The sequence below is a fragment of the Streptomyces koelreuteriae genome (assembly GCF_018604545.1).
In the GTDB taxonomy this organism is placed as follows: Bacteria; Actinomycetota; Actinomycetes; order Streptomycetales; family Streptomycetaceae; genus Streptomyces; species Streptomyces koelreuteriae.
The window spans coordinates 5,743,000-5,764,070 of record NZ_CP075896.1; the positions used below are offsets into that span (position 1 = coordinate 5,743,000).

At 70.5% G+C, this 21,071-nt stretch carries 20 protein-coding genes; 13 read left to right on the forward strand and 7 right to left on the reverse strand.

Annotation, left to right across the window (positions count from 1 at the left end; translation table 11 throughout):
- Positions 1-159: 159 nt before the first annotated feature.
- The 7 genes from KJK29_RS25890 to KJK29_RS25920 all read left to right on the forward strand — a co-directional run bounded on the left by KJK29_RS25890 (position 160) and on the right by KJK29_RS25920 (position 10,159).
- The gene (locus tag KJK29_RS25890; protein WP_215121517.1) at positions 160-1,089 is read left to right on the forward strand and encodes a TRM11 family methyltransferase; all 930 of its coding nucleotides are present in this window, start codon (positions 160-162) and stop codon (positions 1,087-1,089) included.
- A gap of 44 nt (positions 1,090-1,133) precedes the next feature.
- Entirely contained in the window at positions 1,134-2,243 is a 1,110-nt protein-coding gene (locus KJK29_RS25895; RefSeq protein WP_215121518.1) for a pyridoxal phosphate-dependent aminotransferase, read from the forward strand.
- 48 nt (positions 2,244-2,291) lie between these two features.
- The gene (locus KJK29_RS25900; protein ID WP_215121519.1) at positions 2,292-3,272 is read left to right on the forward strand and encodes an NAD(P)-dependent oxidoreductase; all 981 of its coding nucleotides are present in this window, start codon (positions 2,292-2,294) and stop codon (positions 3,270-3,272) included.
- A complete protein-coding gene (locus tag KJK29_RS25905; protein ID WP_215121520.1) occupies positions 3,259-7,542 on the forward strand; it encodes a caspase family protein in 4,284 nt (1,427 codons plus the stop codon). Before KJK29_RS25900 ends, KJK29_RS25905 begins: the two co-directional genes overlap by 14 nt.
- A 29-nt stretch (positions 7,543-7,571) precedes the next feature.
- On the forward strand, positions 7,572-8,432 hold the full coding sequence (locus KJK29_RS25910; protein ID WP_215121521.1) for a lipase family protein: 861 nt from the start codon (positions 7,572-7,574) through the stop codon (positions 8,430-8,432).
- 104 nt (positions 8,433-8,536) lie between these two features.
- Positions 8,537-9,709, forward strand: coding sequence for an abortive phage infection protein (locus tag KJK29_RS25915; protein ID WP_215121522.1), 1,173 nt, complete (start codon positions 8,537-8,539; stop codon positions 9,707-9,709).
- Positions 9,710-9,721: 12 nt separating this feature from the next.
- Entirely contained in the window at positions 9,722-10,159 is a 438-nt protein-coding gene (locus KJK29_RS25920) for a VOC family protein (protein WP_215121523.1), read from the forward strand.
- Position 10,160: 1 nt separating this feature from the next.
- Here the strand turns inward: KJK29_RS25920 and KJK29_RS25925 are convergent, their stop codons facing one another.
- From KJK29_RS25925 to KJK29_RS25940, 4 genes are all read right to left on the reverse strand, one after another.
- Positions 10,161-11,645 (reverse strand): alpha/beta hydrolase, encoded by a 1,485-nt coding sequence (locus tag KJK29_RS25925; protein ID WP_215121524.1) that lies wholly within the window; start codon positions 11,643-11,645, stop codon positions 10,161-10,163.
- Between the two features lie 424 nt (positions 11,646-12,069).
- Complete coding sequence (locus KJK29_RS25930) at positions 12,070-12,495, reverse strand: GNAT family N-acetyltransferase (protein ID WP_215124461.1); 426 nt, start codon at positions 12,493-12,495, stop codon at positions 12,070-12,072.
- Positions 12,496-12,519: 24 nt separating this feature from the next.
- Positions 12,520-12,870, reverse strand: coding sequence for a DUF397 domain-containing protein (locus KJK29_RS25935; RefSeq protein WP_215121525.1), 351 nt, complete (start codon positions 12,868-12,870; stop codon positions 12,520-12,522).
- Complete coding sequence (locus tag KJK29_RS25940) at positions 12,852-13,685, reverse strand: helix-turn-helix domain-containing protein (RefSeq protein ID WP_215121526.1); 834 nt, start codon at positions 13,683-13,685, stop codon at positions 12,852-12,854. Before KJK29_RS25940 ends, KJK29_RS25935 begins: the two co-directional genes overlap by 19 nt.
- A gap of 116 nt (positions 13,686-13,801) precedes the next feature.
- On the opposite strand from KJK29_RS25940, the gene KJK29_RS38955 reads away from it, so the two are divergent.
- The 6 genes from KJK29_RS38955 (at position 13,802) to KJK29_RS25965 (ending at position 18,855) form a co-directional block, all read left to right on the forward strand.
- Positions 13,802-14,008: a hypothetical protein gene (locus KJK29_RS38955; protein WP_251057941.1), complete on the forward strand. Its 207-nt coding sequence runs from the start codon at positions 13,802-13,804 to the stop codon at positions 14,006-14,008.
- On the forward strand, positions 14,005-14,220 hold the full coding sequence (locus tag KJK29_RS25945) for a hypothetical protein (RefSeq protein WP_215121527.1): 216 nt from the start codon (positions 14,005-14,007) through the stop codon (positions 14,218-14,220). The genes KJK29_RS38955 and KJK29_RS25945 overlap by 4 nt, the downstream gene beginning before the upstream one ends.
- Positions 14,221-14,255: 35 nt before the next feature.
- Positions 14,256-15,002, forward strand: coding sequence for a DNA repair protein RecO (recO, locus tag KJK29_RS25950; protein ID WP_142164053.1), 747 nt, complete (start codon positions 14,256-14,258; stop codon positions 15,000-15,002).
- Between the two features lie 56 nt (positions 15,003-15,058).
- Positions 15,059-15,889, forward strand: a complete 831-nt coding sequence (locus KJK29_RS25955) for an isoprenyl transferase (RefSeq protein ID WP_215121528.1) — start codon at positions 15,059-15,061, stop codon at positions 15,887-15,889.
- Between the two features lie 62 nt (positions 15,890-15,951).
- Positions 15,952-17,352 carry an MFS transporter gene (locus tag KJK29_RS25960; protein WP_215121529.1) on the forward strand — a complete coding sequence of 467 codons (1,401 nt, stop codon included), beginning with the start codon at positions 15,952-15,954 and terminating at the stop codon, positions 17,350-17,352.
- A gap of 159 nt (positions 17,353-17,511) precedes the next feature.
- Entirely contained in the window at positions 17,512-18,855 is a 1,344-nt protein-coding gene (locus KJK29_RS25965; RefSeq protein ID WP_215121530.1) for a histidine-type phosphatase, read from the forward strand.
- 68 nt (positions 18,856-18,923) lie between these two features.
- On the opposite strand, the gene KJK29_RS25970 is transcribed toward KJK29_RS25965, so the two are convergent.
- The 3 genes from KJK29_RS25970 to KJK29_RS25980 are packed head-to-tail and all read right to left on the reverse strand — an operon-like array spanning position 18,924 to position 21,068.
- Entirely contained in the window at positions 18,924-19,340 is a 417-nt protein-coding gene (locus KJK29_RS25970) for a Fur family transcriptional regulator (protein ID WP_189723386.1), read from the reverse strand.
- Between the two features lie 58 nt (positions 19,341-19,398).
- Positions 19,399-20,301: a metal ABC transporter permease gene (locus tag KJK29_RS25975; RefSeq protein WP_215121531.1), complete on the reverse strand. Its 903-nt coding sequence runs from the start codon at positions 20,299-20,301 to the stop codon at positions 19,399-19,401.
- Positions 20,301-21,068, reverse strand: coding sequence for a metal ABC transporter ATP-binding protein (locus tag KJK29_RS25980; RefSeq protein WP_215121532.1), 768 nt, complete (start codon positions 21,066-21,068; stop codon positions 20,301-20,303). The genes KJK29_RS25975 and KJK29_RS25980 overlap by 1 nt, the downstream gene beginning before the upstream one ends.
- Between the last annotated feature and the right edge of the window lie 3 nt (positions 21,069-21,071).

Consider the following 21,071-nt stretch of genomic DNA (forward strand, 5'->3'; position numbering starts at 1 on the left):
TTTCATGGAACACTCCAGCGGATTCCGCATAGGAGCTGATCACTTCCCGGCGTACGACGTTGACTACGGGCATGCTGCTGGCCTGCGGGCGTCGCGAGGGCGGTCGGTGGCCGTCTTGACGGTCGCCTGTCCCTATAGTTCCCTTGCCGTGCGGGTGGGTTGGCGTACTGGGGCTGCGTTGCGCTGATACGAGGGGGGCTCATGGCACAGGTGGTCCGTGCGTACGGAAATCCCAGCCGCCTCGAGGAATACCTGCCGGACCGTGACGAGCCGGTCGACCGATGGTTCACCGCTTCCAACAGTGGGAACGCCCGTGTGATCGCCAGAACGATAATCGATCTCGCCCCGGCCGCACCTTCGGTGGTGATCGACCCCTTCTGCGGTGCGGGAAGTTCCGCCACGGCGGCCCGATTGCTCGGTATTCGATTCGCAGGTGCGGAGATCGACCCGGTGCTCGCCTGCGTCAGCCTCGCGAAAACCCGGTGCGGGCCCTCCCATGGCGCCGATCTTCCCCGGCCGCCCGATAAGCACGACGAGCCGCAGCTCCGCTGTCTCCGGCTGCTCCGGGAGTTACAGAAGGAAGAGGGAGGCGGAGAACTGAGCGAGGATCAACTCCTGGCCGACCTCGCCCGCGCCCCGGCGCCGGTTCCCGGCAGCACAGTGGTCTGCGGGGATTCCACCGACCCGGCGAACTGGGCGGACCTGAAGCTTCCCGAAGCGGAGGCGGTGATGTTCACCTCGCCGCCGTTCTACGGCGACTGGCACGGCCCCGATGTGCCGCCGCCCTTGCGCGCCGAGGCGTCCGACATCGTCTCGACGGCGACGAACCGGGGACGCCCCGACGCCCGGAACGGCCCGCGCCGAGGCTACTGCGACCTCGTCGTCGGTGCTCTCCAGGCCATGGAATCGGTCGCGGTGCACGGGACCGCCGTCGTCGAACACGAGCCCGGCGACGACGGCACCGGAAACAGGCTGGCCGTCCTGTCCGAGCGTATCCGGGACGAGACGACGGCCGACGTGGTCGAGATCCTGACGACCGGCGACTTCTCCGGAACCGGCACCCTCTCCCTCGTGGTCTGCCGGTTCTGACGATGAGTTCGCACACGCCACGCAATCTCACGGAATTCGAGCTCATGGCTCAGGTCTCCCGCCTCGACCTCGCCGACGGGCACGCGAACCACACGCTGCATCCGGGAACGCTGAGCGCCCTGGAGGGCGCCTTCGCGGCGGCTCTGAAGGAAGAGCGGCACGGTCTGGTGCACCGCGTCGAGCGTGAATTCCTGTCAGCGCTCGGAAAACACACCGGCCAGCGGTATGAGGCCCACTCGTCACACATCGTCTATTCCGCCTCCGTCGGTGTCGACATCATGGCCAAGTACCTTTCCGTCCGGCGCTACCGGACCGGAATGATCACGCCGACCTTCGACAATCTCCCGGCCCTCATGGCCATGACCGGTGTCGAACTGGTCGCCGTACCCGAGAAACGGGTGATGCCGGAACCCGATCTCGACGAGCTGGACCGGCTGGGTCTCGACGCCCTCTTTCTCGTCATGCCGAACAACCCGACGGGTACGGCCATGGACAGCGCCGCTGTGCGTCGCCTTCTGGAGTGGGGCGCCGAGCGTCGCGTCCTGATCGTCGTGGACGCCTCGTTCCGTCTGCTGGAACCCACGGCCTGTGTCGACCTGATCGCCCTGGCGGAGGAGGCGGGCGCGGACGTGGTCACCGTCGACGACACGGGCAAGACCGTGTCCCTCCAGGACACCAAGGCCAGCGTGCTGTCCGTCACCCACCGGCTGCGGGAACCCGTTTCGGAGGTCGTCAGCCACTGTCTGCTCAATGTGTCCTGCCTCGACCTCCGCCTGCTGACCACCATCCTGACCATGCCGCCCGACTGCGACGAGATACGGCGTGCCCGTACCCTCGCCCGCCGCAACCGCGCCGTCCTGCGCGAGCTGCTGGCGGAATGCGGCCGGACCGGATGCCTGCCGGGCACCTCGCCGGGCCGGGACTCCGCGCTCAGCGTCGAATGGCTGCGCATCGGGCCCGACCGGGACCGGGTGCTGGGCCGGTGCCGTGACCAGGGGCTTCAAGTACTGCCCGGGCAGCCCTTCTTCTGGTCTACGGACGGCGCCGGGAATCCGCCCACCGGAGAGTGGGTGCGCCTGGCGCTGCTGCGTGATCCCGAGGAGTTCCAGCGCGGCGCCGACATCTTCGTCTCGGCCCTGCGGACCGGCCCGTAGGCCCCGCGAGGACGCTGCCCCTGACCACCCCTTGATCCCGAGGAATCCATGCCTGAGCCAGAGATCCTCATCACGGGCACCGACCTCGTGCCCGATCCGGCCGTGGAGTACGTGAGGGCACGCGCCTACACGCCTCGCCGGGTCAGGCGGGACGACCTCTCCGAGGGTGAGCTGATCGCGGCTCTGGACGGGGCCGCCGGCTATCTGATCGGGGGCTGTGAGACGCCCACGGACAAGGTCTTCGAGTCGTCCGCCCGGTTGCGGGCGGTGGCCTTCGTCGGTACCGACTTCCGGCTCTATGTGCCGGGATGGCGTCGGGCCCGGGCGCTGGGTATGGAGGTGGTGGGCACCCCGGGAGCCAACTCGCAGTCCGTGGCCGAGTTCACGCTGCTTCTGATGCTGACGCTGTCACGCTCGTTCGCCTCCGTGGCCGCCGCGGCGGAACAGAGCCACAGCGCCCCGGCCCCGGTCGGCCGCACCCTGGCCGGGAAGCGTCTCGGTGTCATCGGGCTCGGCAGGATCGGGAGGGAGGTGGCCCGGATCGCCCGCCTCGGCCTCGGCATGGAGGTGAGCTACACCGCGCCGCGCCGGGCCACGGAGACCGAGGCGGAACTCGGGATACGGCACTGCCCGAAGTCGCAGCTGCTGCGGTCGAGCGACATCGTGTCGCTGCACCGCCCCGGTCCCGCACCCGGCGAGGGTCCCGAACTCTCGGCACACGAGTTGGCCCTGATGCGGCCCGGCGCCCTGCTCGTGAACACGGTCCACCCGGATCTGGTCGACCTGCCGGCCCTCCTGGCCGCCGTGGCGGACAAGGACCTGCGCTGCGCCTTCGACGGCCAGGGCGACGGGCCCGCGTGGGAGGCCCTGACGGCGCTCGGGACCGATCGCTTCCTGGCCGTACCGACCATGGCCTACAACACGGCGGACGCCAACGAGGCGGCGAGCATGGCAGCGGCCCGGGCGGTGTGCGACATCCTGGACGGACGCCGGGCGGCGGAAGGAGCGCGCGCCGGTGAACCCGAATGACCCGCCGGGCACGCCGAAGCCCCGGAGACTGCTCATCGCCACCGCTGTGGCCCACCTGCCCCGCTCACCCGCCGGTGACCGGCCGGGCCTCGTCAGCGCACGGCAGAAGATCATCGACCTCTTCACCACACGCCTCGGCTACACACACGTCAGCGACCTCGGGCTCGACCCCGACCGGAACGCCCTCCTGGACCAGTTGGAGCGGTTCGCCACGGCCCCGGACCGGCGTCCCGACGACATCGTCGCCGTCTATCTCGCAGGGCACGGCCAACTCCTCGGCTCCTCGCCACGCCGGCACATGTTCTTCCCCGCGGACTGCGACCTCGCCAGACCCAAACAGGCTCTGCCGACCTCCCAGATCGCCTCGGTGCTGCTCGACGACACGGACATCAAGCAACTGCTCTTCCTGCTCGACACCTGTCACGCGGGGCAGGGCACGGGCGATGCCGTGGCCGCGGCCGTGGAGAGCCTGCGCCGCAGCCCGGACAACGACACCGCGGGGATCGCTTTCGTCGCCTCCGCGCAGCCGGCCCAGTCCGCGCTGGTCGAAGCGTTCCCCGAGTTGCTCACCGCGGCAGTGGACAGCCTTGCCACGGCGGGTGAGAAGCCCGAGCACCTCAGTCTGGGCTCGCTCGTCGCCCACATGAACGCGAACATCAAACGGCCACCCACCCAGAGCATCGAGTGGCACGCCGCCAAGATGCTCGGTGACGTGCCCGCCTTCTTCCCGAATCCCCGGCGGCACAGCCGCACGTTCGAAGCGGATCTGGCGATGCAGCAGGCGATCGAATGGCAGGCCCAGGCAGTGCGCCGGGAAACGGAGCTGGCGCGGCGCATGCTGGTCCGTGCCAAGGCCTCCTTCGGAGACGAGGGAGGCTGGTGGTTCACGGGCCGACGGCGAACGCTCACCGAACTCACCGACTGGTTGCGGGACCCCGATGTGCTGCGGCCGGCGGTGGTCGTGACCGGTGGGCCCGGCTCCGGCAAGACAGCGGTCCTCGGCCTCATCGCGGCGCTCACGAACACGGAACGCCACCACAGTGTGCCCGTCCACCTCCTCGAACTGCCGGAACGAGCCGTGCCCCGCCCCGGCTCCGTCGACGTCGTCATCTACGCCCAGGCCCTGACCGACGAGGACATCCTCAACGGGCTCGCGGCCGCGGCACGGGTCAGGGCCCCCACCGTGGGCACCCTGCTGGACGCACTGGCAGCGCGGGACCGGCCCTTCACGGCGATCATCGACGCCCTCGACGAAGCGGCCTCGCCGGACACGCTGACCACACAACTGATCCAGCCGCTCATCCGGTTCAGCAACGGAAACCTGCGGCTGCTCCTCGGCACGCGCCCCCATCTGCTCCGGCATCTGCAGACGGACGTCGAGATCGTCGATCTCGACAACGACACCTACGCCGACCGCGCGGCGCTCACCGCCTACGCCAGGCGCGGACTCACCGAGTCCCAGCCGGACAGCCCCTATGCCACCGCCCCACCCTCCCTGGTGATCCAGGTCGCCCGCGCCGTGGCCGACGCGGCGTTCCCCAGCTTCCTGGTGGCACGCATCGTCTCGGGGACACTCGCCGTACAGGACGTCCTCGCCGACCCCCAGGACCCGGAGTGGTCCCGGGCGCTGCCGCGCACCGCCGACTCGGCCATGGCACAGGACCTGGACGAGCGCCTCGGCCCGGAGGCGGAGCGTGCCCGGGACCTCCTGCGGCCCCTCGCCTACGCCGAGGGGCAGGGCCTGCCATGGGAGGACGTCTGGGGAGCGCTGGCCTCACGCCTGTCCGGGCACAGCTACAACGACGAGGATCTGCTGTGGCTGCAGCGCTCCACGGGCCGCTACGTGGTGGAGGCGACCGAGTCCGGGCACTCGGCCTACCGCCTCTACCACCAGGCCCTGGCCGAGCATCTGCGACGGGACGCCGACGCACGCGAGGCCCAGCGGGCGTATGTCGAGGTGCTCACGCGTCTGGTGCCGCGCAGTCCCTACCGGACCCTCGACTGGCCCCGTGCGCATCCGTACACGCTGAGCCACCTCGCCACCCACGCGTCCATCTCGGGCGAGCTGGACGAACTCATGGCCGACCCCGAGTTCCTCGTCCATGCCGAGCCGACACCCCTGCTGCCCGCGTTGGAGAGGCTGACGACGGAATCCGCGCTCCGGCTGGCCGACCTCTACCGCACCTCCGCCGGCGACCATCGTCGCGCCAGTCCGCAGATCCGCCGGGAACTCCTGGCGATCGACGCGCTGCGCTTCAAGGACCGGGACCTCGCCCGCCGGCTCAGCCGGAGTACCGCCTGGCGGCCGGTGTGGGCCACCGACAGTCAGATCACCCGCGACTCGCAGGAACGGACCGGAGCGGTCAACGGGGTCGCCTGCGGCGAAGCCGACGGCGCTCCCGTCGCCGTCAGCGGCGGCACCGACGGCCTGGTGCGGGTGTGGGATCTGCGTACCGGTGAGCTGCGTTCCGTCCTATCCGGCCATCAGGGAGCCATCAACGCCGTCGCCTGCACCCACGTGGAGGGCACCTCCGTCGCACTGACCGGGGGCGACGACTACACCGTGCGGGTATGGGACCTGTCGACGGGGGAGAGCCTCGCGGTACTCAGCGGCCAGGGCGGTGCGGTCAACGGACTGGCGTGCACGACCGTGAACCGGGTACCGGTCGCGGTCGTCGGCGGCGGCGACGCGGCGGTACGGCTGTGGGATCTCACCACGGGGGATCAACTGGCCTCGCTCGTGGGCCATCCGGGAGCCGTGAACGGAGTCACCTGCGCCACGGTGGACGACGTACCCCACGCGGTCAGTGTGGGAGCCGACGGTTCCGTGCGCATGTGGGATCTGCAGGACCGCGTCGAACGCTCGGTGTTCCACGGCCACACCAGTTGGGTCTGGGCCGTGTCGTCCACCCGCGTCGACGGCGTGCCCGTGGCGGTGTCGGGCGGTGGCGGCGACGGGCACCTGTGCGTGTGGGACCTCGACCGGCGTGCGGAGCTGTCGACGCTCAGCGGTGACACCGGCTGGGTCAACGGAGTGGCCTGTGTGATCGCCGACGGCCGGCCGCTCGCGGTCGTCGGCGGCGGCGACTACACCGTCCGGGTCTGGGACCTGGCGTCGGGCACACCGAGTGCCGTGCTGGAAGGGCACGCAGGAGCCGTCAACGCGGTCGCGGCAGCGGTGATCGACGGTGTGCCCATGGCGGTGACCGGCGGAGCCGACGGCTCGGTCCAGGTCTGGGACGTCCGGGCGGGCACCCAGCGATGGGTGAGGGAACAGGATGCCGATGAAGCGGAAGAAGCCGTACCCGTCGAAGACCCGGGGCCGGGATCGACGTCGTCCTCCGGAGGGTTCCGCGGGCACACGGGCTGGCTGTGGTCCGTGGCCCACGCGGTGGTGGACGGCTCGTCGGTCGCGCTCACCGTGGGCGGCGACGGAGACGGGGCGGTCCGCATGTGGGACGCGCGGTCAGGAGCGCAGAAAGCGGTGCTGACCGGGCACACCGGGGCGGTCAACGCCGTGGCCTGCGCGATGATCGACGGGGCCCCCGCAGCCGTGGTGGGAGGCGGGGGAGACTACGCGCTGCACCTCTGGGACCTCACGGACCGTCGGCACGAGACGGCGCTGCACGGACACGAGGACTGGATCTGGGGCCTGGACACCACCACGGCCGAGGGCCGCCCGATCGCCGTGACCGGCGACGCCTCCGGGGTCATCCGCGCCTGGGATCTGAGATCGAGGGAACAACTCGTCTCCGCCACCGCCCACTCCGGAGTCGTCAACGCAGTCGTCTGCACCCGACTCGACGGCCGCCACGTATGCGTCACCGTCGGTGACGACGGTCTGCTGTGCACCTGGGACCTGTTCACCGGACGTCGACTCTCCTCACTTCAGGCCCATTCCGGCGTGGCTCGCGGAGTCGCCTGCACGCGGGTGGACGACCGGGAGCTCGCGGTCACCGTCGGCGACGACGGAGCCATGCGGGTGTGGGACCTGCGGACCAGCGAGGAGGTCTCCGTCTTCGCCGGACACACCGGCGTGGTGAACGCCGTGGTGGCTCGGCGGGTCGACGGAGTCCCGGTCGCCGTGACCGTGGGCGACGACTACACGGTGCGTGCGTGGGACCTGCGCCGGAGAGCGGCACTGCTGTGCTGGGCCACGCCCTACCCCGCACGGGCCGTCTCACTGACCAAGGACGGGGACTTCGTCGTCGGCACGGGCCACGAGGTCCTCGCATTCGAGTTGGGCACCAGTCTGTTCGCTCGCCGCTAGTCGGCAAGTCTCCTGTCGGGGAGGACGGCATGGCGCGCATCGTCTGCGTGCACGGAGTGGGGAAACAGCAGGCCGGCGAACAGACCTTGCTGGGCCAGTGGGTTCCGGCGCTGCGCGACGGACTGACCCGGGCCGGTGGGAGGGCCCGCGTCGCGGACACGGAGGTGGCGATGGCCTTCTACGGAGACCTTTTCCTGCCGCCCGGGCAACGGCTGGACGGGGACGAGCCCCACCTGGGCTGGTGGGACGTGTCCCCGGGCTGGGAGACGGAGCTCCTGATGCAGTGGTGGAGCCATGCCGCGGCGGCCGAACCACAGATCGTCGCTCCGGACGCCCAGAACCTCTTGTCCGGCACAAGCCGCACCGTGCAGGCCGCGCTGCTCGCCCTGTCTCAGTCCAGGTTCTTCGCCGGACTCGCCGAGAAGGCCCTGATCTCCGACCTGAAGCAGACTCACCGCTACCTCACCGATCTCGAACTGCGCACCCGCGCGCGGGATCGCGTACGAGCGCTCATCGGCCCCGACACCAGTGTCGTCGTGGCGCATTCCCTCGGCAGTGTCGTGGCCTACGAGGCGCTGTGCGCGCAGGCGGGGCACTCGGTCCGGTCCTTTGTCACCCTGGGTTCGCCGCTCGGCATACGCAATCTGATATTCGACCGCATGGATCCCGTGCCCGTGAGCGGCATCGGGGCGTGGCCAGGGCCCTTCTCGACGACCTGGACGAACGTCGCCGACGCGCGGGATGTCGTCGCGCTCGTGAAGGATCTCCGGCCGTGCTTCGGCCCGCGCATCGTCTGCCACCTCGTCGCCAACGGGTCCCAGGCTCACGACGCTACCCACTACCTCACGAAAGAGGTCACAGGAGCCGCACTCGCCATCGGGCTCGGCTGACAGCCGAGCCTCTCCTTCGGCCACGGCACCTCATACCTTGGTCGCCCCGCCGTAGACCGACGGCCGACAGCGGACCCGGCGCCCGCGTCGGCACAGTGAACGGCATGGAAGAGACCAAGGGGATCAAGCAGGCACAGGGGATCAGCCGGGCCCGGTTCCTGGCCGGGGCGGCTGCGGTGGGGGTCGCCGGAGCGGTGGGCCCGGCCGGGCAGGGCCTGGCGGCGGAAGCCGGGCATGGAGGCCGGGGGCTGCGCCGGCACGGCGTGGTCTACACGGTCGGGGCGGGGGAGACCCCGGGCACCGCGTGGAGTGCGCGGCGGATGCGGGCGGATGTGCGCGCCATCCGGGACGACCTGCACGCCGACACCATCGACGTCACGGGGGACGGCGTCGAACGGCTCACCGCCACCGCCGCCGAGGCCGCCGAACGAGGGCTGCACATCTGGCTGCAGCCGACCCTCGGCGACGCCCCGCAGCGGGACATCCTGGAACACCTCGCCGAGACCGGCCGGTTCGCGGAGCGGCTGCGACGGCAGGGCGCGAGCGTCGACCTCAGCGTCGGCTGCGAGTTCTGGCTGTTCGTCCCCGGCATCCTGCCGGGCGAGACGGTCCTGGAACGCATCAGGCACCTCCAGAACGGCACGGTCGACTGGCCGCGGGCGCTGCGCCGCCTCGCCGAGTTCACCGCGAAGGCCGCCAAGGTCGGCCGCTCCGTCTTCCACGGCAACCTCAGCTACGCCGCCGCCCAGAGCATCGACGACCCGGACTGGGGCCTCTTCGACATCGTCGGCATCGACTACTACTCGTACTTCGAGAAGCGGTCCGACCACGTCCGGGAGCTGAAGCGCTACCTGCGCTGGGGCAAGCCGCTCGCCATCACCGAGTTCGGCACATGCGCGTACGCCGGCGCCCCCGAGACGGGCGGCATGGGCTGGGACATCGTCGACTACGACAAGGAGCCGCCGGAGATCAAGGGGGACCCGGTACGCAGCGAGCGCGTCCAGGCGGACTACGTGGGCGAGCTGCTGGACGTCTTCGACTCGATGGGCCTGTACGCGGCGATGACCTTCGAGTTCCTCAGCCCCGACGCCCCGCACCGCCCGGACGAGCCCCGGCTCGACCTCGACATCGCGACGTACGCCATCACCAAGGTGATCCAGGACCGTCCCGGCGACCCCGCCTCCGGCTGGCACTGGGAGCCCAAGGAGGCGTTCCACGCGGTGGCCCGCCGCTACGCCCGACGGGCGCGGTCCTCGTCGCCGGGGCACCATGGCTGAGGAGGTGCGTCCATGGAATGGACCCTTGAGGTGATCACCGTTCCGGTCGCCGACGTGGACCGGGCCAAGGCCTTCTACGTGGACCGATGCGGTTTCCGCGCCGAGATCGACGCGTCGTTCTTCGAGGGCGTGGGCCGCTTCGTCCAGCTCACGCCCCCCGGCTCCCGCTGCTCCGTCGTGCTGGAGTCCGGCATGCCGGACGCACCGGGGCAGCCGCCCATGGCCCCGGGGTCGCTGCGGGGCCTCCAGCTCTGCGTCACGGACATCGAGAAGGCCAGGGCGGAGCTGGTGGGACGCGGGGTGGACGTATCACCGGTCCTGCACGTGAGCGCGTCCGGCTGGGCGGAGGGCCGGGGCGAGGAGGGCTGGAACTCCTTCCTCTTCTTCCAGGACCCCGACGGCAACGGCTGGGCCGTCCAGGAGGCCCCGGCACCCCTCGCCCAGCGCTGACCTAGGCGCAGTAGATGTCCCGGTCCGGGCGCTCGCCCGTAGCCAGGAACCGGGAGACGGTCCGGTCGCCGCAGGCGTTGCCGTTGGCGAGGTAGGCGCCGTGGCCCGTGGAGTTCACCGTCACCATGACGGCCCGGTCGCCGAAGGCACGCCGCAGCTCACGGGCCCCGCTCAGCGGACTGGCGACGTCCCGCTCGTTCTGGACCAGCAGGATGTTGGACGGCCCGCGGTCGGTGATCCGGACCGCGGGCTCCCGCGGCGCGTACGGCCAGCCGGCACACAGCATCGGGCCGCGCGGCATGCCCGCCGTCAGCGGGAACGCGGCACGGCTTTCGTCGACGCCCTTCTGGTACTGGGCGGCGGTCTTGGGCCACGCGACGTTGTTGCAGAGGATCCCGGCGCCGACCGCGGCCGCGTTCTGCATCATCGCCTCGTCCGGGGCCTCGGGCACGGGCGGCACGGTGCCCTTGCGGGCGGCGAGGATCATCTTCGCCAGCGCGGGGTAGTCGTCGGGGTCGTACAGGCTGCTCAGCATGGTCTGGCGCAGGACGTTGCCGTTCAGCTCCGCCGGGTCGGCGCCGGGCCAGGGGAGGGGCGCGCGGTCGAGCCGTTCGGCGAGGCGCAGGAAGAGGGGCCGTACGTCGGCGGTCGTGCGGGCCAACCGGTACGGATTCCCGGGCCGGGACGCCCACTTGGCGAACTCCGGGAAGTTGTCCTCCACACCGGTCTCGAACGCGGCGAGCCAGGCGCGTCCGACCCGGGTGGGGTCGGGGTTGTTGTTGCTGTCCAGCACGATGCGGTCGGTGCGGTGCGGGAACAGCTGGCTGTAGACGGAGCCGACGTACGTGCCGTACGAGTCGCCCCACGCGGAGATCCGGCTCTCGCCCAGCGCGGCCCGGACCCGGTCGAGGTCGCGGGCATCGTTGGCGGTGCTGAGGTGCCGTATCAGCTCACCGCCGTTACGGGCACACGCGTCGGCGATACGCCGGGCGGTGGTCATGGCCTCGGTGACAGAGCCGTCCGGGGCGGGCCAGGGCAGCTTGGCGAGGGCCAGGTCCTTGCTCTCGAGCCCACACGCGGTGCTACTGGACGGCGCCATCCCGCGAGGCGCGAACCCGATCAGGTCGTAGACGTCCCGCACGCTTTGCGGCAGCTTCTGCCCCTTGCCCGACGGATCATCGAGACTGACTCCACCGGGCCCGCCGGGGATGAGTAACAGTGCGCCACGGCGAGCGGAGGGTTTCTCACTGGGGATACGGGAGACGGCGATCTGGATTCTCGGTCCGTCGGGGTCGGCGTAGTCCATGGGTACGGCGACGGTGGCGCACTGCTGACGGGGGTCGAGGTCGGGGCCGTCGCACTTGGTCCACTTGAGGGGCTCGCGGCCGCCGGCGCTGGTGGCGGCGGACGCGGGCAGTGAGACGGTGAGTCCGAGCAGGACGGCAGAGGCCGCGAGCAGTGAGGCGTTGCGCTTGAGCTGCTTCATGGGACGAGCCTGGCGGTTCTTCGACCTGCCCCCTATCCGGCTAACTGCCGGATGGCTCCTGAGGTTTACCCCCGGGTTCGTTCCTCCGCTGTCGGGGCCGCCCGCTTCCTGGCCAGTGTCGTGATTCCGTGAGCCGAGTAAAGGGCGCTGCGCGTCGGCTTCGCCGATCGGCCTCCGGCCGACCCTTGACACGGCTCACGGAATCACGGGAGAGAAGCGAGCGAGCGGCCCGGAAACGCGGGGTGGCAGAGGTCTGACGGCGGTCTTCGGCCCGTTGCGTTGCCGGTCGGCGTGGACGGACGCGGCCGCGCCTCGCAGGCACGCCGGGTGGTCGCGGCGGCTGACGGTGTGTTCGAGTGGAGCGTTTGGGCCGGGGGTGGCCTAGTGGATGGGGTCGGGGGTGGCCTGGTTGCTCCAGTGGCGGTCACGTGGGGAGGCGGAGCATGAAGACGTCGATCGGGTCCTGGGTCTCGACCGTGAAGCCGTGGCGTTCGTAGAGGCGGCGGGCCGGGCTGCCCTGGAGGACGTTCAGGCGTACGGGTTCGGCGGCGGTGTCGGTTCGGGCCAGCAGGGTTCGGAGGACTGCCGTACCCAGGCCCCGGCCCTGGAGGCCGGGATCGAGGTAGAAGTGCTCCAGCCAGGTGCCGTCCTCGGCCGGGCGCAGTGTGACGCTGCCCGCGAACGTGCCGTCGGCCTCTATGACCGAGGTGTGCTGCGGGGCGAAGCCGTCGCGCAGCCGCTGCCTGACCCGGTGTTCGTCGTAGCGGCCCAGCCGTTCCAGGTCCGGGCGCATCACGATCGCCCGCAGTTCCGCGATCGGTTCGACGTCCGTTGGTGCGGCGGGGCGCAGGGTCCAGTGCACGGCCGGATTGTTTCAGTGGCGGCGGCGGTGGTGACCTATGAACGCGCCCCAGGCATCGGCCCCGACCAGGACTACAGGGCTGTCGGCCAGTTTGCTGTCTCGGACGGGGACCGTGCCGGGGATTCCGTCGGCGACCTCGACGCAGTTGCCGCCATTGCCGTCGCTGTAGCTGCTCTTGCGCCAGTGGGCGAACTCCACCCAGGCGTCGGCCCCGACCAGGACCACAGGGCCGTCGGCCAGTTTGCTGTCGCGGACAGGGACGGTGCCGGGGATCCCGTCGGCGACCTCGACGCAGTCGCCGCCGTTGCCGTCGCTGTAGCTGCTCCTGCGCCAGTGTGCGGTGGTCAGGTCGTACTCGCGCATCGTCTGAAGTCCTCCGCCGCCGATTCGACCAGGTCCAGGGACGCCTCAGGCGACAGCGCAGCGGCCCTGAGCAGATCGTATGCCGACTGTGCGCGCTTCACCACGGCCGGATCGTCCAGCAGGTTCCCCGAATACACGGCTTCTGTATAGGCCGTCGGCGGTGCGTCCTCGAACTCCATGAGCTTCAGCGACCCGGTCATCACGGAGTACGCCCCAGCCGTGTACGGCAGCACCTGCACCATCACCGTCCGCTCTCGCGCCAGTGCCACCACGTGCTCCAGCTGTTCCGCCATGACGGCCGGTCCGCCGACCGGGATGCGCAGCACGTTCTCATGGAGGATTGCCCAATACACGGGGCGTGTAGCGTCCTTGAGGATCTGCGCGCGTTCCATTCGGCCCGACACCTTCTCGTCGATGGACTCGTCCGGCGCGAAGGGGTTCATCGCCAGCGTGACCGCCCTTGCGTAGGCCGGTGTTTGCAGCAGTCCCGGCACCAGCGCGGGCGCGAACTCGCAGATCTTCGTAGCTTGCGCCTCCAGCTCCGCCACCCTCGCGAAATATTCCGCATACCGCTTATCGTCAATCAGCTTCCTGCACAACCGCTCGAAAATACCGTCGGTTTGCAGCACCCCGTCGATCCGCTGGGCCACATCCAACTGTGGCTTGCGAATGGCCTGTTCGAACTGGCCGATGTATCCGCCGGAGACGAAAACCCGTAGCCCCAGCTCCGCCTGGGTGATGCCCGCGTCCTCCCTCCGTCGCTTGAGCTCCGTGCCGAAGAACTCCCACGCCGCCTGCCGAGAACCGTTGGCCATTACCGAACCCCTTTGTGCTGCCCCGCAGTTGTAGGGCACAGACCCCTCCCGAGTGTAGGTGCGGAGCGTCATCGTGGGGATGCGAAGAGTGAAACCGCAAAAGGAAGGGGAGCACGGTGGAGGCACGACACTCGGCGCACTGCGTCGGAGAAGCGGAGGACGCGGTGAAAGAATTGCGGGCAGAACTCGCGAAGGCGGGAATTACCCTGCCGTCACTGGGCCTGGACCCGGTGAGTCTTGCGCGGGAAGCACCCTGTCCGCTCGTGGAATTGGGCCGATGTTCCGTGGAGACCGCCCGGCGGCTCGCGGCGGTGCTGCGATGAACCCCCCGGTCGGCGCGTACGTCGTGGACACCCGCAGCGGACGCATCGGCATCGTCATGGGGCATGAGGGGCCCTACGTGCAGCTGCGGCCGTACGGGGGCGGGAGGGAATGGGACGTGGACCCCGGCGCCGTCCGGCACGCCACCCCGGCCGAGCGGCTGAGCGCGGCGACGGCGTATGCCAACGCCCGCAGCAGGGGCGAGGTCCCTTGACCCGGGCGACCGGGTGACCCTGCGAGAATGACGGCATGAGCCTGTTCCGCGACGACGGCATCGTGCTGCGCACCCAGAAGCTGGGTGAGGCGGACCGGATCATCACGCTGCTCACACGCGGTCACGGACGGGTACGGGCCGTGGCGCGGGGCGTGCGCCGGACGAAGTCGAAGTTCGGTGCGCGCCTCGAACCCTTCTCGCACGTCGACGTGCAGTTCTTCGCGAAGGGGAGCGAGCTGATCGGGCGCGGGCTCCCGTTGTGTACGCAGAGTGAGACCATCGCGCCGTACGGCGGCGGGATCGTCACCGACTACGCGCGGTACACGGCCGGGACGGTCATGCTGGAGACGGCGGAGCGGTTCACCGATCATGAGGGCGAGCCGGCCGTGCAGCAGTATCTGCTGCTCGTCGGCGGGCTGCGGACCCTCGCCCGGGGAGAGCACGCCCCGCACCTCGTGCTCGACGCCTTCCTGCTGCGCTCCCTCGCCGTCAACGGCTACGCCCCGAGCTTCACGGACTGCGCGAAGTGCGGAATGCCCGGGCCCAACCGGTTCTTCTCGGTCGCCTCGGGCGGTTCCGTCTGCGTGGACTGCCGGGTGCCCGGCAGCGTCGTACCCTCGCCTCAGGCCCTCGAACTCCTCGCCGCGCTGCTTACGGGAGACTGGGAGACCGCGGACGCGTGCGAGGCGCGGTACGTCCGCGAGGGCAGCGGGCTGGTGTCCGCGTATCTGCACTGGCACATGGAACGCGGGCTGCGTTCCCTGCGGTACGTGGAGAAGTAGCGCAGCCGAGAAACACGGCAGCACAGAAGCAAGCGAGCACGAGGAGCGAGAGACACATGGCCGTACGCGGGATCCTGGGGCGGCAGCGCCGGGAGTACAGGACGCCGGAGCAGCACCCCTCCGGCGCACGGCCGCCGAAGCTCGGAGAGCTCGTACCGAAGCATGTGGCGATCGTCATGGACGGCAACGGCCGCTGGGCCAAGGACCGGGGCCTGCCGCGTACCGAGGGTCACAAGGTCGGCGCGGAGCGGGTGCTCGACGTGCTCCAGGGCGCCATCGAGATGGGCGTCGGCGCGATCTCCCTGTACGCCTTCTCCACCGAGAACTGGAAGCGGTCCCCGGACGAGGTGCGCTTCCTGATGAACTTCAACCGCGACTTCATCCGCAAGACCCGCGACCAGCTCGACGAGCTGGGCATCCGGGTGCGCTGGGTGGGCCGGATGCCGAAGCTGTGGCGTTCCGTGGCCAAGGAGCTGCAGATCGCCCAGGAGCAGACCAAGAACAACGACAAGCTGACGCTGTACTTCTGCATGAACTACGGCGGCCGGGCCGAGATCGCCGACGCCGCGCAGGCGCTCGCCGAGGACGTGAAGAGCGGGAAGCTCGACCCGTCCAAGGTCAACGAGAAGACCTTCTCGAAGTACATGTACTACCCGGACATGCCGGACGTGGACCTGTTCCTGCGCCCCAGCGGTGAGCAGCGCACCTCCAACTATCTGATCTGGCAGAGCGCCTACGCCGAGATGGTCTTCCAGGACGTGCTGTGGCCGGACTTCGACCGGCGCGACCTGTGGCGGGCGTGCCTGGAGTTCGCCTCCCGCGACCGGCGCTTCGGCGGGGCCATCCCGAACGAGGAGCTGCTGGCCATGGAGGGCAAGCAGGAGTAGGGCCGATCGGCCCGGCCGTCTCTCCGGTGGCAGCCGGGCCCCAGCGGCGGTGTGCTGGTGGCATGGGTTCGACGGCCGTCAGCGCACCCCCGCAGACCTCGAAGCGGGCCGGGGCCTTCGTCGCGGCCTCGCTAGCCCTGTTCTGCATCCAGCTGGACTTCTTCGCGCTCAATCTGGCCATCCCCGGCATCTCCGCCGAGCTGGACACGACGGTCTCCGCGGCCCAGTGGACGCTGTCCGCCTACATGCTCGCCGTCGGCTGTCTCTTCATCGTCGGCGGGCGGCTCGGCGATCTGCTCGGGCGCCGTCCGATCCTGCTGATCGGGATCGGCCTGTTCGCCGCCGCCTCCGTGGGCTGTGCTCTCGCGCCCACCCTGAGCGTCCTCGTCGTGTGCCGGGTGGTGCAGGGCGCGGGCGCGGCGCTGATCTTCCCCGTGTCGGTCTCCGTGATCAGCAACGCCTTTCCCGAGGAGACCCGGGCCCGGGCGCTCGGCGCGGTGTTCGGCATCGCCAACGTCGGCACCGCCCTCGGGCCGTTCGTGGGCGGTGGCTTCACCGACGGTCCCGGCTGGCGCTGGATCTTCTGGCTGCTGGCTCCGCTCAGCGCCCTCTCCCTGCTGATCGCCCTGTGGTGCGTCCCCGACTCCCGGGACGAGAGCGCCCCGCGCCAGATCGACCTGCCCGGCTGTGCGGCCGTGGTGATCAGCCTGGCCGCCCTGACCCTCGCCGTGGAGCGGGGCAGTGCCTGGGGCTGGGACCACGCGCGCACCCTCGCCCTGCTCGGCCTCGCGGTGGTGGCCGGGGCGCTCTTCGTCCTGCGGGAGCGGGCCTGCCGGCATCCGCTGGTCGACTTCCGGCTCTTCCGCAACATCTCCTTCGACCTCGTCACCGTGATGGGGTCGGTGGCCAACATGGGCTACGCCGTCACCGTGTTCCTCGCCACCCTCCAGTTGCAGCAGGTGCGAGGCCTGTCCGCGATCCTGTCCGGCACGGTGTTCCTCGCCCCGGCCGTGATGGTCGCCTGCGCCGGGCCCATCGGCGCCTGGCTCTCCACCCGGATGCGCCCCACCAGCGTCATGGCCCTGGCCGGGACCATCGCGGGCACCGGCATGATCGGGCTGAGCTGGGTCTGGTCCTGGTGGTTCTACCTGCCCGTCTTCACCTGGTGCGCGCTCGGACTCGGCCTCGGCTGGACCTTCGCCAGCGTGGCCACCCAGCAGGTCGTCTCGCCCGCCCGCGCCGGCGAGGCCTCCGGTGTCGTCCTCACGGCCCTCGTCACCATGGGCGCCATCGGCCTGGCCGCCGTGGCCGCGGCGATCACCTCCCTCACCCCGGAGACCGGCCCGGAGCGCGCCTACGACCTTCTCCTGCGCATCGGCGGCGCCGTCATCCTCGTCGCCGCGGCGCTGTCGCTTCTCGTCCGGCGCAGGCTCGGCGCCCGCGGCCTGGCCCCGTCCGCCTGAGCAACCCGGCGGGGAACCTTTGGCAAGGGCAGGACAGGCGGCCACGTCCCGGCCGCCACTGAGCCACGCGACGTTCATGTACCGACTCGACGATGCGGCGGATCACCCGGTCTGCCGCATCAGTCGCTTTGATGCGGTCCTGAACGAAACGGCACCGCTATGAGACGTCTCACCCCCGCGCTGGCCCTCGGCCTCGCGACCTTCGTGGTGGCTCCGTCGGCCGCCCAGGCGACGGACCACCGCCCGGCCCGAGCCACCGTCCGCGACAGCTTCGGCACCAAGGCCTCTTACGTCCCCCAGCAGAGCGCCCGCACCTACCAGCGGCCCCCGACCGGATTCACGCCCGTCTTCACCGAGAACGTCTCCCGGCACGGCTCCCGTGCCGCCACCGACAGCGAGGACGGCGACCTGATCCTCGCCCTGTGGGACAAGGCGCGGAGCGAGGGGCAGCTCACACGCGCCGGGCGGGAGTTCGGGCCCAAGGTGCGGGCGCTGCTCGACGCCATGTCCAAGGTCGGCTACGGCAATCTCAGCGGGCGCGGCAAGCAGGAGATCGCGGGCACGGCCGTACGCATGGAGCAGCGGCTGCCCGGGCTGTTCCGGCAGATCGCCAAGAACGGCGAGAAGATCGACGTCGTCAGCTCCGGGCAGGGCCGGGCCGTCGACAGCGGCAACCTGTTCGCGGCGACCCTCGGGACCACCGACCCGGCGCTGAAGCCCCTGATCGGCCCGGCCCGCGCCGACGAGAACCTGCTGTACTTCCACAAGGCCGCCGGGGGTGCCGCCTACCGTGACTACATCGACAACGACCAGCGCCTCGCGGACACCCTCGACAAGCTCACCGACCAGCCGAAGACCCACCGGGCCGCCCGCAGCGTCCTGCGCGGGCTCTTCACCCCGGCGTTCGTCCAGGGAGTCTCCGACGAGGTCCAGGCGGCACAGGCCGTCTACAACCTCTACGCCATCGCCCCGGCCATGAGCGAGGAGAGCCCCGGCGGCAAGGGCTGGGGCATGGAGCGGTACCTCTCACGCGGCGACGCCGCCTGGTTCGGATACCTCAGCGACGTCGAGGACTTCTACGAGAAGGGCCCCGGCTTCGCCGACAGCGACATCACGTACAAGATGGCCGACGTCCTCCTCGACGACTTCTTCAAGCAGGTCGAGGCCAAGCGCGCCGGCACCAGCGACCTGGGCGCGGAACTCCGCTTCACCCACGCCGAGGAGATCATCCCCTTGGCCGCCCTGATGAAGCTCCCGGGCAGCACGGCCGGGGTGACGGCCCAGAAGCCCTACACCTACCCCGACAACCCCTGGCGCGGCGCCTCGGTAGCCCCCATGGCCTCCAACATCCAGTGGGACGTCTTCCACAAGGGCAACACGTACCTGGTCCGCATGCTCTACAACGAGAAGGAGACGGCTTTCAAGGCAGGTTGCCGACCAGTTGCCAAGGGCAGCAAGTTCTACGACCTCAAGGAACTGGAGCGCTGCTTCAACCGAAGCTGACGGGCACTGACCCTCTCAGGGGCGCGGGGAACTGCGCGAACAACCACAACGCACCCGCAGCCGACAACTCACCGGTCAGCAGCCGCACACTCCGCACAGGTCCCAAAAATCTCCACCGTATGAGCCACGTTCACGTAGCCATGCTCCGCGGCGACGGCCTCCGCCCACTTCTCCACGGCAGGCCCCTCCACCTCGACCGCCTTGCCACACCCCCGGCACACAAGGTGATGGTGATGGTCATCCGTGGAACAACGCCGGTAAACGGACTCGCCGTCCGCCGTACGCAGGACATCGACCTCACCGGCATCGGCAAGGGACTGCAGCGTGCGGTAGACCGTGGTGAGCCCGACCGAGTCGCCCTTGTGCTTGAGCATGTCGTGCAGGTCCTGCGCACTGCGGAACTCGTCGACCTCTTCCAGGGCCGCCGACACGGCGGCCCGCTGCCGGGTGGCGCGGCCCTTCACGGACGGTCCAGCGGTCGTCACCGTTGCCTCCTCACGTCTGCCTTGCCCGGGCCATTGTGCCAGCCCGGGATGGGGGCGGTCAGACGCCGACTTCGTCGGCCGCCTCCCGGGTACCCGGAATCGTGCACTCGCCGGGGTCGTGGGCGGATTGCGCGGAAGTCCGGGCGCGGGCGCGGCGGCGGGCCAGCGGAGCCGCGAGTGCCGTCAGCACGATGAACGCGCCGATGGTCAGCAATACGATCGTCGCACCGGGCGGGACGTCCTGGTAGTACGAGGTGACCGTGCCGCCGATCGTCACGCTCACCCCGATGGCGACGGCGATCACGAACGTGGCCGCGAAGCTGCGGCTGATCTGCTGGGCCGCCGCGACGGGCACCACCATGAGCGCGCTGACCAGCAGCAGGCCGACCACGCGCATCGCCACCGTCACCGTGACGGCCGCGGTGACCGCCGTCAGCAGGTTGAGCACGCGCACCGGCAGGCCCGTCACCCGGGCGAACTCCTCGTCCTGGCTGACCGCGAAGAGCTGCCGGCGCAGGCCCAGCGTGACCAGGACGACGAAGGCGGCCAGGACGCAGATCGCCGTGACGTCCGACTCGGAGACCGTCGACAGCGAGCCGAAGAGGTACGACGTGAGGTTGGCGTTGGAGCCCGTCGGCGCGAGGTTGATGAACATCACACCGCCGGCCATGCCGCCGTAGAAGAGCATCGCGAGGGCGATGTCGCCGCGGGTCTTGCCGTACCAGCGGATCAGCTCCATGAGGACCGCGCCGAGGACGGAGACGAGGGTCGCCATCCACACCGGGGACCAGGTCAGCAGGAAGCCGAGGCCGACGCCGGTCATCGCCACGTGGCCGATGCCGTCGCCCATCAGGGCCTGGCGGCGCTGGACCAGGTAGATGCCGACGGCCGGGGCGGTGATGCCGACCAGGACGGCGGCGAGCAGGGCCCGCTGCATGAAGGCGTAGTCGAGGAAGTCCATCAGCTCAGCAGTCCCGTACGGATCGGTTCGGCGCCCTCCGGCGCGTGCGGGTGTACGTGGTCGTGGCCGGGGAGGGCGTGCTGCCCGACGGCCTTCGGGGGCGGCCCGTCGTGCACGACGCAGCCGTCGCGCAGGACGACCGCCCGGTCGATGAGAGGCTCCAGGGGGCCCAGTTCGTGCAGTACGAGCAGCACGGTGGTGCCCTGGGAGACCTGCTCGGTGAGGGTGTGCGCGAGCACCTCCTGGCTGGCCAGGTCGACGCCCGCCATCGGCTCGTCCATGATCAGCAGCTCGGGCTCGGAGGCGAGCGCGCGGGCGATCAGGACGCGCTGGTGCTGGCCGCCCGAGAGGGCGTCGACGGAGTCCTTGGCCCGGTCGGCCATGCCGACGAGGTCCAGGGCGCGGCGTACGGCCTCGCGGTCGGCCTTGCGCAGCACGCCGAAGCGGGCCCGGGACAGGCGGCCGGAGGAGACGACCTCGGTCACGGTGGCGGGCACGCCGCCCGCGGCCGTGGTGCGCTGCGGGACGTAGCCCACGCGGTGCCAGTCGCGGAACCGCGCGCGAGGCGTGCCGAACAGCTCTATCTCGCCGGCGCCGGTCTGCACCTGGCCGATGACGCTGCGCACCGCCGTGGACTTGCCGGAGCCGTTGGCGCCGAGCAGCGCGACGACCTCACCGCGGCGCACGGTGAGGTCGATGCCGCGCAGGACGGGGCGCGAGCCCAGGTCCGCGCGGACGCCGCGCAGGGATACGACGGGCTCGGTCATGCC